Here is a 15,374-nt window from a genome sequence, read left to right on the forward strand (position 1 = left end):
TTTTATTTTAATTATACTGTAAAAAGAAAGGAAGCTGTAATGATCCATATTCCTGAAATCACTCCTAGAATTCCAAGTTTTCCCTGAAGAGGAACAAGTTTTTCTCTTATTTTTATACTTTTTTGTTGGTAATCTGGAGCATTTTTAGAAAGTATTTTACTGATCACCGGGAAGCCCAAAAGAAAACCAAGTGTGGCTTCGACGATGCTTCCAGCAAATAATGTAATCCACCAAATGGGAGCGCTACTTAATACTTCTAAGCTAAGCAAACTTGAAATTATTCCCCATATCCCAAAAATTGAAAAAACCAGTCCTATCCATCCCTGGTAAGGTGCTACCTTATCCAGTAATTCCTGGGCATTGGGTTTCTTGGAAAGAATTAAGGATGGCACAGCGATAATGCTGAGTAGAATTAATGAAATTCCATAAATCATAACATGAATATTTAAAGATTAACTGGGAACAAATATCTAATGTAAGCTGCGCCTATATTAGCCTGAAAGCAGTGAAATCTTTATCCCTGAAAACAGGGGTTAAACCATATTATGTTCTATAGCATAGCGTGTTAACCCTGCTAAATTTCGTACTTCTAGTTTGTTAATTAGGTTTTTACGATAACTTTCAATGGTATGTTTACTTAAAAATAGCATATCTGCTATTTCCTGGGTAGTATGTTCTTTAGCGATTAACTGTAACACTTCTTTTTCTCGCTGGGTTAATCTAATTTCAGAAGCTTTTCGGCTATTGGTTAAGGATTGGATTAAAATGGATTGAATATGGGTAGAAAAGTAATTTTCTCCTAAAAGGATTTGCCTGATGGCCTTTAGCAGTTCTTTTTGCTCAGCATTTTTAGAAAGATAGCCATTAACTTCATCTTCGGTTAAGGATTTAATCTTGGCCCCGTCTTCAAGCATACTGATCACCAGGGTTTTAATTCCCGGAAAATCTTTTTTGATATTTTTATTCAGTGCAATACCGTCCATTCCGGGCATGTTAAGATCTGTTATAAGCAAATCGATTTGCTCATTTTGATTGATTTTTAGATACTTTAAAACTTCTTCCCCGGTAGATGTTGTATGTACAATATGTAAATCATCTTCCTGTTCTAAAATGCTCCGTAGCCCGTCCACAAACATTTTATGGTCGTCGGCAATAATGATATTATAGACTGTTTTCATTTTTTTAGTCGATAATCGAGGTTTAATACTCCAATGCTATACCCATAGCTAGCTGGGATCGGGAGGCCTCGAATTAAAAATTATTTTCTAAAATTACCTCAAAGACTTGTCTTAAGGTTTTTTATTACTCACTGCGCGATAGGAATATGAATGCTAATTACCGTTCCCTTACCAGGATTGCTATCAATGGCTAAATACCCCTGAAGTTCATCTATTCTACTTTTTAGGTTTTTTAATCCTATACCTTCTGAATGATTTGGTACAAAACCTATCCCGTCATCTTCGTACATTAGGGAAAGACTTTTCTCTTCGGGGATATCATTTAATTGAATCATCACCTGATTGGCTTTGGCGTGTTTGTATGCATTGTTGGTTAATTCTTTAATCATATTAAATAAAGCTACCTGAAGTTTTTTAGGCAGTTGATTAATAGCCTCTTCAGGATAGGCATTAAAAAAATAACTTTGATTTTCAGGCTCGTTAAATTGGTCCATATAATTTTGGACGATAGGCGCAAAAGACTGCTCTTTAAATTCTTTGGGTAATAAACTATGGGAAATTTCCCTTACCTGACGATAAGTACTGTCTAGTTGTTTTTTTACATTAAAGGCGTTTTCTGTTGTTAGATCGAGCTTATTCATTTGAAGTTTGATCGCTGCAAGATTTCCGCCAATACTGTCGTGAAGTTCCTGAGCAATACGTTCACGCTCTCTGGTTTGTATTTTCATGGAAGTTCTGGCCATTTTTAATTCCTGTTCCTGTTGCAGGCTTTGCATTTCTTTACGATTTAAGTCTTCTTGTTGCCTGTTTAGTTCACTTTGGGCCTGCAATTTTTGGTAGTAAACTACCAGCAATAAGATAATAGGGATTAGAATGATCAAAAAACCAATTAATACTGCGTTTTTAATCGTACGTTGTTTATCAATTTCTATTTGATCTTTTAGCTTGGATTCCTGAAGCTTCATTATTTCTCGCTCCTTCTCTAAACTTTTATATTTTTCTTCTAACTCTCTAACCTGACGTGCATTTTGCTGTGATGCTATTGTTTTATTGACCGCTTCATATTGTGTCATTAAATTGAAGGCATTTTTATAATCTTCTTTAGTCACATAAAGATCCACAAGTGAGCGATTAACTTTCTTTTGCAATTCCAGCCGATTCCAGGATACCGTATTTATATAGGCGGTGCTTAGGGCGATTTCTGCCGCTTCATAATTTTGCTGTTTTAAATAAATATAACCTTCATTTAAAACCGCCTGGATGTAATAGCCATAGTAACCTTTTGCCAGGCATTCTTTTTTTATGTGCTGAAATTGCTCTAGAGACTGTAATGAGGTATAGTTTTTTGATTGAAGTTTAGCAAGGTTTAATCGTATGCGATACGAGAGTTTATCAAGTTTTTTAATGGCCGGTAATTCTAATACTTTAGTGTATGTAGCTATTGCGTGTTCCCATTCTTTATTCCTGTACTGAAAATCGGCAAGAGCAGTAAGTACTAATGCATTTAAATTTTCATTATTATGTGCTAACTTCAAAAGCTCTTCTATTATTTCTTTCGCTTTCTGTAATTCTTCCTTTTGTAAATAAGTTTCAGCTAAGCCTAATCTTAAATATATAGCGATAGGTTTGTCTTTAGCTGCGTGTAAACTTTCCAGTCCATTTATATAACTGGCAATAGCTTCATCCAATAACCCCAACTTTCTTTTGGCCAGGGCTTCGTAATAAATTCCGCGGTATTTATAATATTCGTAGTCCGCACTGGTATGAGGTAATGCTGTAATCGTTTTTTGAATACGCTCACCATATACCAGTATCGAGTCGGCTAAATCTGTTTTATCAAAAACCTGAGCGATGGTATCCAGATAGGCCAGGCGTTCTTTTGTGCTTCTTGCCTTATCTAAATTTTTATAAAGGTAAGTATCTACCTCATTGGGAATTTTAGGAAAAGCTTTAAAATGGGAATACTTATCCTGTGCATGTGCCTGAATGAGTATGAAGAAGAAAAATAAAAAATATACCAGCCTTTGGAAGGACATACAATAGACCTTTTTAGAGCGTTCAAAAATACGACTTATAGAAAATTCAGTATTGTTATTTATTATAAATAATCCTTAAAAAACCTGTAATCATTGAGTTTTTGGAAAGCCTGAAATTGTTTTACAGCAAATTATATCAGTACTGTTTAAATTCAAAATATCAAATAACGTAGATGTCTAAAATCGAAGCCAAAAGGATCGTTTAAGGCGTTATTCCTTTTGCGAGATCTACGATAAGCCTAAAAAATAGCCGAACACCTTGCATTGAAAGTATAAATCCTAAAATCTATAATTTCAGCAGGCGTCCGGCCTCGGAAAAAACATCCAAACAAACAGTTCAGCGTCATTCTTAAAATTCGGTTTCTTCCTGAGAATTCTTGTTCAAGTCTCCGAAAATTGTTTAATCAATTTTTAGTTCGGAATACACTAAAGTTTTAGAAATAATTTGATGCTTCAGTCGCTTTATTTTAATAAAATGATCCTGAAGTCTTTTTTTAAACAGGGAGTGTGCTTCCATATAAATTTGTTCGCATTCCATATCATCACACTCCCTGATCTTCGAGATCCTGTTTTTATAATACAAACAGGTACGAAGGTGAAACTTGTTTTGTTCTATATGCCGACAGATATATGATAATAATGAATTTATGGTGCTTTTTTCACATCGCATTTTTCCAGAATAATAATCCTGTAAATATGATTTATAGAGTAAAAGTTCAAAATCGATGATCTCAAGCTTTTGAAACCAATCATGAGCATTCCCTTCAATTACCGATATTGTATTTTTACCAATATTTGTTTGTTCATATTCCATGAGAAAATTTTGAGTACCGTTTTTCATTAGTTCATTTTTCAGCATTATTATTTTTTTCTGGATAATCGGGATTAAATGCTATCAGGCTCGCCTCGAAATAAAAAATAACTTTCTAAGAAATACCTTATGCGCTTTCCTTCAGTGCGTTTATGGAAAAATACCTCTTTGTTGGTATGCCGTTTCAATTCGGGATATAGCCAGCATATATGCCGCGGTTCTCCAATCGATATTTTTTTCTTCGACTTCACGCTGAATACGTTTAAAGTTTTCAGTAAGTTTTTTCTGAAGTTTTCCCATACTTTCTTCCAAATCCCATAACTCTCCGTTACGGTTTTGTAACCATTCAAAATAACTTGAAATCACTCCGCCTGAATTGCAAAAAATATCTGGAATAATAGTCGCATTGTTTCTTAATAAAATGTCTTCCCCTTCTTTATCCGTTGGACCATTGGCACCTTCTAATATAAGTGGTGCTTTTATTTTTTCAGCGACCACGGCTGTAATTTGATTTCCCAGTGCTGCGGGAATAATGATATCACATTCTAAACCAAAGAAATCTTCAGGAGGAATAGTAACCGCATCCGGATAATCTGCAATCGATCCTTTTCTGGGATTAGAATGTACCGCTAATCCTTCTACATCTATACCTTCTTTTTTGTACAATGTAGCGTGAGCATCCTGAACCGCCAGCAAACGAGCTCCTTCTTTTACCAGAAAGTGAGAAGCCCAATAGCCAACATTTCCAAATCCCTGAACAATAAATGTTTTATCCTCTAAACGTTCTCCTTTATTTTCTAAATAAAGTTTTGCTGATAGAAATACACCATAGCCGGTAGCACGATCCCGACCTTCCAGTCCGCCTACGCCTAATGGTTTACCTGTAACAATATGCCGGTTATGCGAACGCTCTGAAGTTGGGATGGTAGACATATAAGTGTCTGCAATCCATGCCATAGTTTGAGCGTTGGTATTAATATCTGGAGCAGGAATATCATGTTCTGGCCCTATATTTTCTCCCAGTGCATAGGTGAATCTACGGGTTATTCGCTCTAGTTCTCCAATAGAATATTTTCTGGGATCTATTTCTATCCCGCCTTTAGCGCCCCCAAATGGCAGTCCTGCAAGAGAAGTTTTCCAAGTCATCCACATCGCCAAAGCTCTGGCAGCATCGATATCTACCGTGTCATGATAACGCAAACCACCTTTGTATGGCCCCAGGGCATTGTTATGCTGTACACGATAACCGGTAAAGACTTCTACACTTCCGTCGTCCATCTTAACCGGAAAGTGAACGATAATTTCACTGTTTGAAATTGAAAGGATCTTTCTTATATTAACATTTAGATCCATACGGTCTGCCGTTTTATTAAACTGGCTCATTACCGTAGCATGCATTGATTGTTTTTTTGTTTTTTCCTTTTTCATGAGTATTATTTAAAATGTTCACAAAACAACTTTCGGTGGTCCTTCCACGTACAGTTTTTTTGATGATCACAATTAAAGCAAAGTCCCTTAAGCATCTCCTGGGGTAAGAGACTGCCTAAAGAACTTTTTAAAGCTGACTTTTTATTGATATGATTTGTTTTCATAATAATGATGTTCGTCTATATCTTAAAAGTCAAAGGCTATACCCAAAAAAGAATGATTTATTTTGTTTTATGTAGTCTAATGAAAATCAGATTATTATGTTTTTTAAAATTTTTATTTTATTGCTTTTAAGCGGGCATTATAACCCGGTTGAGGAATAATGTACCACTTGTTACTTTAGTTTATTTCGCAGGGTTTTGCGATCTATTTTGAGAATCTCGGCAGCCTGCGTTTTGTTTTGATCGGTATAGGCCAGAACTTTAAGAATATATTCTTTTTCAATTTCAGCTAAAGATTTAAACGCGGCATCACTAGTATTAATATTGTATTTAAAATGATCTGGAAGCTGAGCAATGCTTATGTCATCATCGCTTAAAATTAATGCACGCTGAATAATATTCTCAAGTTCTCTAACATTTCCGGGCCAGTCGTAATTCTGTAATAATTCTAATGCTTTTTCGCTAAGCTTTGCCCGTTTTCCATATTCCGATCCGTATTTTCTTAAAAAATTATTTGCTAGAAAAGGAATATCACTTTTATGCGAACGCAGGGGAGGAGTACTTATATTCACTACATTTAAACGATAATAAAGATCTTCACGAAATTTACCGTTTTGCACCATTTTAAAAAGATCACTATTGGTAGCCGCAATGATACGAATGTCAATTTTCTTAGCTTTCTGCTCTCCAATACGTTGTATTTCTTTTTCCTGAAGGACTCTTAGCAGTCTGGTTTGTACCTTCATTGGGGCATTTCCTATCTCGTCTAAAAATATAGTGCCTTTATCTGCGGCCTGAAAAAATCCCTGGCGGTTCTCTAAAGCCCCGGTAAATGCACCTTTAGTATATCCAAATAATTCGGCTTCAAGCAGCTCCTCAGGTATTCCACCACAATTTACAGCAATAAAAGGTTGAGCAGCAAACCTCCCTTTATAATGAATAGCTCTTGCAATAAGTTCTTTTCCGGTGCCACTTTCTCCCTGGATTAGAACCGTTGCTTTGTTGTCCTTAACTCTTTCGATAAGATCGATAAGCTTTTGCATAGGATCAGAGTTTCCAATAATACCAGCATAAGAAATGCTGTTATTAGCGGCAGATTGCTGAGGCGTTTCCTGTAGATTTTGAGGCAAAGCTTTGACTACCGCATTTTTTAATTCCTCTTTGGTAAATGGCTTAATAAGATAATCTATTGCGCCAGATCTCATAGCTTCCAAAGCACCATCGATAGACGGAAATCCTGTGATGACCAGCGTAGGAAGAGCAGGATAATGATCGGAGGCGTATTTTATTAATTCCCTTCCATCGACTTGAGGCATTTGCAAATCTGTAACCAGTAAATCGATACGACTATATTTTAGAATATTTATGGCTTCCAGAACACTGGAAGCTTTATAGGCATGAAAGTTCTGATCTTGTAGTTGTCGCTGAAGCAATTCCAACATATCAAAATCATCATCTACTATTAATATATTTGCTTTTTTATAGGTCATAATTAAAGTTATAGCGGTAATAGAATCTGAAAGTTACTTCCGTTAGGTATATTCTCTTTTATTTTAATTTCTCCCTGATGTGCTTTTACAATGCCGTGCACCACGCTTAATCCTAATCCAGAACCTTCTCCAAGGGGTTTTGTACTATAAAATGGATGGAAGACTTTTTTCCGAAGCGCCTTTGGAACTCCGGGCCCCTGGTCTTTAATTTCCATCAGGATATGATTTTTAGAATGGCTGACCGAAATTTGAATCTTACTTTTGGGAGGAGATACATAAATAGCATTGATAACCAGGTTAAAAATGATTTGCGTAAATTGTATCATATCCAGCGGAAAAACCAAATTATCTTCATCAATTTCAAAACTACAGGTAACCCCTGCTTTTTTAAGATTGGGCCCCAACAGAGATAAAGCTTGTTCTATAATAGGTTTTATTTGTTGTGGTTGCTTTTGATGTGGCATTTCACAGGCAAAAAACATTAGTTTTTTTACGATTTCTCTGGAATATATACTGGCTTTAATTATTTTATCCAGATCATTTTTAGTCTGCTCATCCTTATTATTTTCCTGTATAAGTTCAGCAAATCCCAGAATGTTCCCTAAAGGAGTATTTAATTCGTGTGCGATACCAGCGGTTATTTCACCTAAAATAGCCAAACGGTCGTTATGTTCAGCTTTTCGGCGTACTAATTCTTCTCGTTCTTTAATGCTTTCTCTTTGAAAAAAGTCACTGATTTCTATCGCTATTTGATTTAATAATTGTTGTTCTTCTTCTAAGAAATCAGTTTTGTCATAGTTTTCAGCATCATAATATACCCTTATTTTTCCAGAATTTTCCTGATGGTCTGATAGTTTACTTTCCTGAAAAACATGCTTATTTGGAATAGGGCCGGTGTTAATTTGAAAATCAGTATACTGTAATTCTACAATAGTAGCTTTAGGGTGTCGCCAGGCGTTTTTGGTGATTTCACAAACTTCTTTTAAGGTTTCCTGAATATTGTTGGAATGCTTTCTTAAAACACTCGAGATACTATAAAGGCATGTTAATTCCTTTACCCTTTCTTTTAGACGATCTTCTAATGTAAATTCTTTGTTCATTTTTACAATTTCTCTACAACACAACTACCATAATCGGGCAATACCTGGATTAAAATTCCGAATAAAAACGTAAGGTGTTAATAATCAATGTTATAATTTTTATGGTGTTGTTATTTAAGTGGGGTTTTTTGACCCGGTGATACATTATTACCCAAAAGTATTATTTTTTTCTAAAATATGTTTCTGATTAAATAGCTGTTAATCAGTGGTATGTGAAATGCTCGAGAAATATTTGTATAGATCGGTACAGGCTTTGTCTTTATGAATGCGTGTTTAATCTTTGAAAATAGCAATTGGAGATCAATTTTTTTAAACAGGTGTATTCATATCGAGAGCTCTGTATTAAAAAGGATTTAAGAGAAGTAGCGATGTGGGAACTTTTTCTTGAGGATATAAATGAAGATTTAGGGAGCCTTTTAAAACTAGAAAAATTAATGATAAATGATGCCAGGTTAGCTGGTACTTTACAGGGAATGCGTAGAGAGGTTATCTTATGTACGGCAGGATTATGCAAGTTTGAGCAGGAACTAAAGAAAGAGCTAGAATACGGAAAAAGTGAATATGGAGACCAGCATATTAATTTATATGAAAGGCATCGGATGCGCTATCTAAGGATTGTTGAAAAACATCATTTATTAAAAAAGAGCATATATAAGCGATTATCAGAGCGAAAAAATTAAGTATTAAAAATGTATATTTTGTCACGATTAAAATTTCTTTTTATTCTTGCGCTAATTGCCATTTTAAGTATTCTGTTACTGTCCTGGTTAGTTCCGGCACCAATATTTCAGGGTTCATAAATTAGCGATTAGCTTAAAGCTGTTCCTCAATGGGACACTAATTTTAGACCAATGATAGAACCGATAAGGGTGGTGATAAAAAACAATCTCCAAAAAGTGGCCGGTTCTTTAAAAACAATAATTCCCAATAATACGGTTCCTGCTGCGCCTATACCCGTCCATACTGCATAAGCAGTTCCAATAGGCAAAGCCTTGGTTACTTTTATCAGTAAGCTCATACTAAACACAAGGCATAGTAAAAACCCACCAAACCAAAGTTTTGACGCGATACCTTCAGTTTGATTTGCTTTACCCAGACATATGGCAAAAAGCATTTCAAACAAGCCTGCGATTATTAGGAGAAACCAATTCATAGATTCAAAATTTTCAGTAAAAATAGAAAGAATAATAAATATGCAGACCCCCAATATCAATAATATAATCGGTAGGGTTTTATGCATTTTCTAAAGGTTTGGACTAAAATTTTAATAATTTTGTAAACCGCATAAAAAATTAGCATGACAATATATTTAAGGAAGATAGTAGTGCTTTTAAGCATTTTTTTTTCGCTTAATTTTTTCTGTCAGACTCAACATTCAGAAGAATTTACGATAATAGATTCTTTAATTGCTGTCAAAAAATATGCACAGGCTAAAAGTAAAGCAGCTTGGCTTACCGAAGAGCAAATTCCCGATAGTATAAGTGCAAAAGCTCATTTATACCTTGGGAAAATAGAGTTATTAACTGGAAATCTGGATCTTGCACTTTCTGAATATTTTGAAGCTCGGGAATTTTTAAAATACCTTGATGCTGAAGATAAAGCTAATTTGTTTTCTGGAATAGGAGTAGTATATTCTAAGTCTCAGAATTTTGACGATGCGATTTCTAATTTTAAGCATGCTTTACAATACGCTCAGCAAGATATAAATCGTTTAAAGATTCTTGTGAACCTTGGCGGGGTATCAATGGAAGCCGGTAAGGAAGAGGTGCCTTTTATTTATGCTGAAGCACTGGAAATAGCTAAAAAACTAAAAGAAGCTGGCGTCGAAGCAATAATTTATACCAATCTTAGTAATTATTATCTAAAAAAGCATTCCTGGCAAAGCGCAATAGAGAGTGCGAATAGAAGCTTATCTATCAGAGATTCTTTAAAAATGCCGGTTTCTGTAATAACGCTTAATAATCTTGGTTATGCATTAGTCAATAGCGGGACTATTAATGAAGGAATCAAGAATTATAAAAGGGCACTGGAGTATGCTAATCTATCCGAAAAGATCCAGATTTTATACAATTTACGAAGCGCGAATATAGCAGCGGGAGAGTATCAAAAAGCAATACAATATTATGATCGATATGATAGTGTAAAGGATATAGCCGCCAGTAAGAATTATGAACAAAAAATAGCAGATATTCGGGCGGCTTACGAGACTGCCGAGAAAGAGAAAAAAATAATCTTACTGGAAGCAGAGAATACAATTCGGAAAAGAGAGTTATTCTGGGTTGTAGCTGCGGGTGTTTTTCTATTGCTATTGTTAGGGATTGGAGGTTATTTTAGAATGAAGCACTTAAAAGTGCGTCAAAAACTAGAGCAATCCCGATTAAGAAGCAAATTTTTACGATTACAGCTTAATCCACATTTTTTATTTAATGCTTTACAACAAGTCCAGTTTTATATTTATCGTAATGAGCGTGAAACATCTATGCAATATCTGGATCAGTTTGGGAAGCTTATACGATCGGTTTTGGAATATTCAGATTGCGATTTTATTAAACTTAGTGATGAGGTTGCCATGCTAGCACATTATTTAAGTTTACAGGAGAATGCTATTGCAGCCGATTTTTCATTTTCGATTAACTGCGACCCTTTGATTTCGCCAGAGGAAATTAGTATTCCGGTTATGTTATTACAGCCTTTTGTGGAGAATGCGGTGATCCACGGAGCCGGATCAAGACCAGAAAAAGCCCGTGTAGAAGTTGTATTCCAAAGAACTAAGCTTAAGGGGAAAATACGTGTTGAAATTATCGATAACGGAACCGGTATTCAACATAAAAAAACAAGATCGCAGCACAATAAATTACATCGCTCTATGGGACAGGATATTTTGCAAGAACGCCTGAAGGAATTAAATCGTCTCACTCAGACGCAAATACATATACATATTGAGAACGCAACAAAAGAGGAGAAGTATCCGGGTACTCGCGTTAGTCTTATTATTCCTTGTATTCCTATATAAATTTAACGTCCATGAATTTTAGAAGTGAACCAACAGATTTACGGGTATTGCTTGTTGAAGATGATTTTGCCTCAGTAAGCATGTTTACTGATATTCTTAAAATTCATTTTGGTTTTGAAATATGTAGTGTGAATACCTTAGAAGAAGCCTCTAATAAATTAGAGTCTTTTTCGCCCGAATTATTGATATTGGATATTAATTTACCCGACGGAAATTCGATAAATTTTTTGAAAGAGTTGTATCAAAAAGGATTTCCTGAGTTTAAAGTGATTTTTACAACGGCTTATGCCAATTATGCCGTAGAAGCTTTTCGATTGAGCGCTTTAGATTTCTTACTGAAACCAATAGCACCCCAAAACCTGATAGCATCTGTAGAAAAGGTTTTAAAAAATATATCTGCTGAAAATTATAGAAAACAATTAGAAACCTTATTTCTTAACGATCGCCAACCAAAGGATAAAAAGATTGTTTTAAAAACTCAGGATGATATTCATGTCGTTGCTTTACAAGATATCATTCATGCCCAGGCAGATAATAATTATACCATATTTTATCTTACAAACCTAAAAAAGGTTTTAGTCTCTAAGCCTTTAAAGAAATTCGAAAATGACTTATCAAAATATGGATTTTTAAGAACTCATCAATCCCATTTGATTAATAGCGCTCATATTCTTTCTTATCATCGCAAAAAGCAGTGCGTTGTACTGCATGGGAACATAGAAGTGCCCGTTGCTCAAAATAGAAAGCAGGTACTACTTAATTTTTTTAATGAATTCTAGATAAACATGGTTAAATTCTCAATGAAAACAGGTGTACACTAATCCTCTTTAAATAGCAAATATCAGGTATTTTTTCAGAAGTATATTTGAAAGAAAATATAGAACTAATATCTTATGAAAACGAAAGCTTATTTTTTCCTGACCGTCTTTTTTATGATTTCCAATGTACTTCAGGCACAACTATTTGATAAGATAAAAAACAAAATTGAAGATAAAGCAAGTGAGGTAGTAGAAGAGGGGTTAAATTCTGGTAAGAAAGACCGAAAGCAGAAGTCGAAATCGGGCCGAATTCAGTTAGAAAATACCATAAATTTTTATCCTGGTGATTCTATTATTTATGCCTCTAATTTTTCAAGAGGTGAAGTAGGTTCAATGCCCGGAGACTGGAAGACAACAGGCTCTGGATCTGTCGTTCCCGTAAATCAGATAGGAGGAAACTGGTTAAAAATGTCTGAGCGTACTACCTATAAATTAAATCATTCTATTTACTATCCAGATGATTTTACGATAGAGTTTGATCTCTTGGTAGCCGCAGATAAAGTTGATGATCTATCTTCACTATATTTTGGTTTTACCAAGGATAATAGCCTTACAAGGTGGATCTCTTCCAATACTATATGGTCTGCCCAATTACAGTATATGAATAATAATGATATTGTAGTGAGTAGTTCTTCAGCAGATATTTATCAGGCTTCAAATTTCGATTTAGAGACTTATGCCAATCAGGTTATGCATGTTGCGATTGAGGTTCATAAAAATCAAGTAAAAATATTTTTAGATGATGATAAAATAGCGGATACTAAACTATTTAATGGAGAGAAAGCCAAGCATTTCTTTATCAGCAGTCCGCTTCGCCAGGAGCATAAGGCATCAACCTTGTTCAGTAATTTTAATATTAGGGTTTATAAAGACTAAACTCTAATTTGTTTACTGCCCGGAAGATTTTACTGTTTGTTCTTATGGCATATTAATCAATTATAAGCAGTAGAAGCATATACAAATTTAAAGAACCCACCAGGTGTCATAAATCGTGAAATTTAATATTGGAACGGTAGTAGAAGTAGATAAATTCCTTTATTGGCAACGCCAAGAGGATAGCGATTAGATTATGATGTTTATCGAGATGTTTAGAAGTTGTAACTGTTTTTTCTATAAGAAGATCATAAGAATTTAAATTTTTACAAAAAAAGCCGATTTAATCGGCTTTTTTTGGTCATAAAATTATCTTATCTGCTTACAGAAACTTCCAATAATTCGCAGTTATCTGCACTTATCTGGACTTCTTTATTTTCCGCAGGAATTAATAAAGTTTGTCCCTGTTCTATTTCCTCAGTATTTCCCGCTACACTTATGCTAGCTTTACCACTAACAGCCATATAAATGATAAAACTATCTACAGCTGAATAGTCTTTCGTGATACTACCTTTTACGGGTAAATAATTGGTCGTAAAATATTGGCAATCTGCAATATTTGAAGATTGGTTAGGAGTTTTATCATACTCCATTTTAAAATCATCTTTCTTTTCAAAGTCGATAGCATCTATGGCTAAAGCCGTATGTAGCTCTCTGGCATTTCCCTGATCATCTACACGATCCCAATCGTAAATTCTATAGGTTATATCTGAAGTTTGTTGAATTTCAGCTAATAATACACCAGCTCCAATAGCATGTACTTTACCGGTATTGATAAAGAAGCTATCTCCTTTTTTAACCGGTTCGAAATTAAGAACCTCTGTGATTTTACCTTCTTCAAGATGTTTAATATAATCTTCCTTGGTAATCGTCTCTTTAAAACCCACATTGATATCTGCATTCTTGTCGGCTTGCATGATAAACCACATTTCGGTTTTTCCAAAACTATTATGGCGTTCTTTAGCAAGATCATCATGAGGATGCAATTGTACAGAAAGTGCGGTTTTCGCATCGATATACTTTATAAGCAGTGGAAATTCTGCTCCAAAGTCAGCATATATCTTTTCGCCTAAAATTCTTCCTTTATATTCTTCTAAAAGTTCATTTAAAGTTTTGCCTTTAAGAGCTCCATTTTCTACCACAGAGATATCACCTTTAACACCAGAGATTTCCCAGCTTTCGCCTAAATTTTTTGCGTTTGATTTTTTGTTTAATATGGTCGCTAATTTCTCACCGCCCCAAATTTTTTCTTTTAGGATGGGTGTAAATTTGATTGGATAATTAAGCATTCTTATTTGTGTTAGGATTAAATCGAGTATAAAAATAAGTAAAAACTTTAAGACCATTGTAATCCTATACCCATGGCTTATATAATGATAATTTTTTTTAGACTACTAAAGTGTTGCTTATCAATATTTAAAAGAATGAGTTGAAACAAAAACTAATTTTTATTAAAAAAAGCCTTGCTTTAAAATAAAAAGAGATTATATTTGCAACCGCAAAAATGGTCGCGTAGCTCAGTTGGATAGAGCATCTGCCTTCTAAGCAGACGGTCACAGGTTCGAATCCTGTCGCGATCACTTTTCAAGTATATAATTGACACCAAAACCCTGCAAATCGTATGATTTTCAGGGTTTTATGTTTTTATTGATTATCTTTAAAACCAATGAAAATCATTAAAAACGTTCACAATTCGGTTAACAGTTTTAGTAAGCACAAAAGTGTTAACGAATAGGTATTTAAAATACTGATATTGAACCTATTGAATTTGACTTTCGTCTTTAAAAAATATGTAATTAAAGACGATAAAAATGAAAAATCGGTCAACATTTAGTTTAATTTTCTGGGTTTGCTCTTCTCGAATCAAGAATAATCAAGTTCCTGTTTATGCAAGAATAACGGTAAATGGTAAGAGAGCAAACATTAGTATTCAGAGACGTGTTAATTCTACTGATTGGGATGCAGCTAGGGGTATAATGAAAGGGACACGACAAGAATCTAAACTTTTAAATAAGTATTTAGATCAGGTGCGTTCAAAAATTTATACCGCTTACGAAGATTTGCTAAGCGAAAATAAAATGGTCACTGCTCAGGCAATCAAGAACAGATATTTAGGGGAGGATAAATTTTACCGTTCATTGCAGGAATTATTTGAATACCACAATGAGATTTCTCGTCATTCAATTTCCGCTCATACCTTACGACATTACAAAGTCACGCAAGGGTACTTGCAAAAGTTTTTAAAGGCTAAATTTAATTTAGAAGATTTTAGGTTAATAGATTTAAATTTTTCCTTTATTAAGGATTTTGAATTTTTTATAAAATCCTACCAGCCCACTGATCACCAACGAAAAATGGGGCACAATACCGCAATGAAGCATCTTCAGCGATTGCGTAAAATGGTTACAATGGCCTATCATCACGAATGGATACCTAAAGATCCTTTTGTGCGATTTAAATCATCTT

Annotated in this window: 14 protein-coding genes and 1 tRNA gene; 6 read left to right on the top strand and 9 right to left on the bottom strand. The window is 34.5% G+C overall.

What is annotated here, in order from left to right; genetic code table 11:
• Positions 1-11: 11 nt before the first annotated feature.
• The 7 genes from AC13DP_RS08240 to AC13DP_RS08270 all read right to left on the bottom strand — a co-directional run bounded on the left by AC13DP_RS08240 (position 12) and on the right by AC13DP_RS08270 (position 8,204).
• Positions 12-434 carry a hypothetical protein gene (locus tag AC13DP_RS08240; protein WP_228250242.1) on the bottom strand — a complete coding sequence of 141 codons (423 nt, stop codon included), beginning with the start codon at positions 432-434 and terminating at the stop codon, positions 12-14.
• Between the two features lie 99 nt (positions 435-533).
• Positions 534-1,178 carry a response regulator transcription factor gene (locus tag AC13DP_RS08245; protein WP_347407499.1) on the bottom strand — a complete coding sequence of 215 codons (645 nt, stop codon included), beginning with the start codon at positions 1,176-1,178 and terminating at the stop codon, positions 534-536.
• A gap of 128 nt (positions 1,179-1,306) precedes the next feature.
• A complete protein-coding gene (locus tag AC13DP_RS08250) occupies positions 1,307-3,214 on the bottom strand; it encodes a tetratricopeptide repeat-containing sensor histidine kinase (RefSeq protein WP_483067545.1) in 1,908 nt (635 codons plus the stop codon).
• A 400-nt stretch (positions 3,215-3,614) separates the two neighbouring features.
• Positions 3,615-4,055 (bottom strand): hypothetical protein, encoded by a 441-nt coding sequence (locus AC13DP_RS08255; RefSeq protein WP_483067546.1) that lies wholly within the window; start codon positions 4,053-4,055, stop codon positions 3,615-3,617.
• A gap of 120 nt (positions 4,056-4,175) precedes the next feature.
• The gene (locus AC13DP_RS08260) at positions 4,176-5,453 is read right to left on the bottom strand and encodes a Glu/Leu/Phe/Val family dehydrogenase (protein ID WP_013071636.1); all 1,278 of its coding nucleotides are present in this window, start codon (positions 5,451-5,453) and stop codon (positions 4,176-4,178) included.
• Between the two features lie 334 nt (positions 5,454-5,787).
• A complete protein-coding gene (locus AC13DP_RS08265; protein ID WP_483067547.1) occupies positions 5,788-7,104 on the bottom strand; it encodes a sigma-54-dependent transcriptional regulator in 1,317 nt (438 codons plus the stop codon).
• A gap of 8 nt (positions 7,105-7,112) precedes the next feature.
• Positions 7,113-8,204 (bottom strand): sensor histidine kinase, encoded by a 1,092-nt coding sequence (locus AC13DP_RS08270; protein ID WP_483067548.1) that lies wholly within the window; start codon positions 8,202-8,204, stop codon positions 7,113-7,115.
• A gap of 293 nt (positions 8,205-8,497) precedes the next feature.
• Here AC13DP_RS08270 and AC13DP_RS08275 point away from each other — a divergent pair, with 293 nt between their 5' ends.
• On the top strand, positions 8,498-8,884 hold the full coding sequence (locus tag AC13DP_RS08275; protein WP_228250248.1) for a hypothetical protein: 387 nt from the start codon (positions 8,498-8,500) through the stop codon (positions 8,882-8,884).
• A gap of 146 nt (positions 8,885-9,030) precedes the next feature.
• Here the strand turns inward: AC13DP_RS08275 and AC13DP_RS08280 are convergent, their stop codons facing one another.
• Positions 9,031-9,357 (bottom strand): DMT family transporter, encoded by a 327-nt coding sequence (locus tag AC13DP_RS08280; RefSeq protein ID WP_041579957.1) that lies wholly within the window; start codon positions 9,355-9,357, stop codon positions 9,031-9,033.
• Between the two features lie 144 nt (positions 9,358-9,501).
• Here AC13DP_RS08280 and AC13DP_RS08285 point away from each other — a divergent pair, with 144 nt between their 5' ends.
• The 3 genes from AC13DP_RS08285 (at position 9,502) to AC13DP_RS08295 (ending at position 12,911) form a co-directional block, all read left to right on the top strand.
• Positions 9,502-11,217, top strand: coding sequence for a tetratricopeptide repeat-containing sensor histidine kinase (locus AC13DP_RS08285; RefSeq protein WP_483067549.1), 1,716 nt, complete (start codon positions 9,502-9,504; stop codon positions 11,215-11,217).
• Positions 11,218-11,228: 11 nt separating this feature from the next.
• Positions 11,229-11,996, top strand: a complete 768-nt coding sequence (locus AC13DP_RS08290) for a LytR/AlgR family response regulator transcription factor (RefSeq protein ID WP_483067550.1) — start codon at positions 11,229-11,231, stop codon at positions 11,994-11,996.
• Between the two features lie 114 nt (positions 11,997-12,110).
• Positions 12,111-12,911, top strand: a complete 801-nt coding sequence (locus tag AC13DP_RS08295; RefSeq protein ID WP_347407493.1) for a hypothetical protein — start codon at positions 12,111-12,113, stop codon at positions 12,909-12,911.
• A gap of 311 nt (positions 12,912-13,222) precedes the next feature.
• Here AC13DP_RS08295 and AC13DP_RS08300 read toward each other — a convergent pair whose 3' ends face one another.
• Entirely contained in the window at positions 13,223-14,197 is a 975-nt protein-coding gene (locus AC13DP_RS08300; protein ID WP_228250252.1) for a type I phosphomannose isomerase catalytic subunit, read from the bottom strand.
• 217 nt (positions 14,198-14,414) lie between these two features.
• Between AC13DP_RS08300 and AC13DP_RS08305 the strand changes: the two genes are divergently transcribed.
• Together AC13DP_RS08305 and AC13DP_RS08310 are read left to right on the top strand one after the other, a co-directional pair.
• Positions 14,415-14,488: transfer RNA gene (locus AC13DP_RS08305), tRNA-Arg, on the top strand.
• Between the two features lie 231 nt (positions 14,489-14,719).
• Positions 14,720-15,374, top strand: a 655-nt coding sequence (locus tag AC13DP_RS08310; protein ID WP_483067551.1) for a phage integrase SAM-like domain and Arm DNA-binding domain-containing protein, incomplete at its 3' end; no start/stop codon positions are given.

The organism is Zunongwangia sp. L-65, assembly GCF_056859415.1.

Excerpts from the sequence above, each read along its gene's own strand:
- AC13DP_RS08240 (WP_228250242.1), bottom strand. The coding sequence starts at position 434 with ATGATTTATGGAATTTCATTAATTCTACTCAGCATTATCGCTGTGCCA.
- AC13DP_RS08245 (WP_347407499.1), bottom strand. The coding sequence starts at position 1,178 with ATGAAAACAGTCTATAATATCATTATTGCCGACGACCATAAAATGTTT.
- AC13DP_RS08250 (WP_483067545.1), bottom strand. The coding sequence starts at position 3,214 with ATGTCCTTCCAAAGGCTGGTATATTTTTTATTTTTCTTCTTCATACTC.
- AC13DP_RS08255 (WP_483067546.1), bottom strand. The coding sequence starts at position 4,055 with ATGAAAAACGGTACTCAAAATTTTCTCATGGAATATGAACAAACAAAT.
- AC13DP_RS08260 (WP_013071636.1), bottom strand. The coding sequence starts at position 5,453 with ATGAAAAAGGAAAAAACAAAAAAACAATCAATGCATGCTACGGTAATG.
- AC13DP_RS08265 (WP_483067547.1), bottom strand. The coding sequence starts at position 7,104 with ATGACCTATAAAAAAGCAAATATATTAATAGTAGATGATGATTTTGAT.
- AC13DP_RS08270 (WP_483067548.1), bottom strand. The coding sequence starts at position 8,204 with ATGAACAAAGAATTTACATTAGAAGATCGTCTAAAAGAAAGGGTAAAG.
- AC13DP_RS08280 (WP_041579957.1), bottom strand. The coding sequence starts at position 9,357 with ATGAATTGGTTTCTCCTAATAATCGCAGGCTTGTTTGAAATGCTTTTT.
- AC13DP_RS08285 (WP_483067549.1), top strand. The coding sequence starts at position 9,502 with ATGACAATATATTTAAGGAAGATAGTAGTGCTTTTAAGCATTTTTTTT.
- AC13DP_RS08290 (WP_483067550.1), top strand. The coding sequence starts at position 11,229 with ATGAATTTTAGAAGTGAACCAACAGATTTACGGGTATTGCTTGTTGAA.
- AC13DP_RS08295 (WP_347407493.1), top strand. The coding sequence starts at position 12,111 with ATGAAAACGAAAGCTTATTTTTTCCTGACCGTCTTTTTTATGATTTCC.
- AC13DP_RS08300 (WP_228250252.1), bottom strand. The coding sequence starts at position 14,197 with ATGCTTAATTATCCAATCAAATTTACACCCATCCTAAAAGAAAAAATT.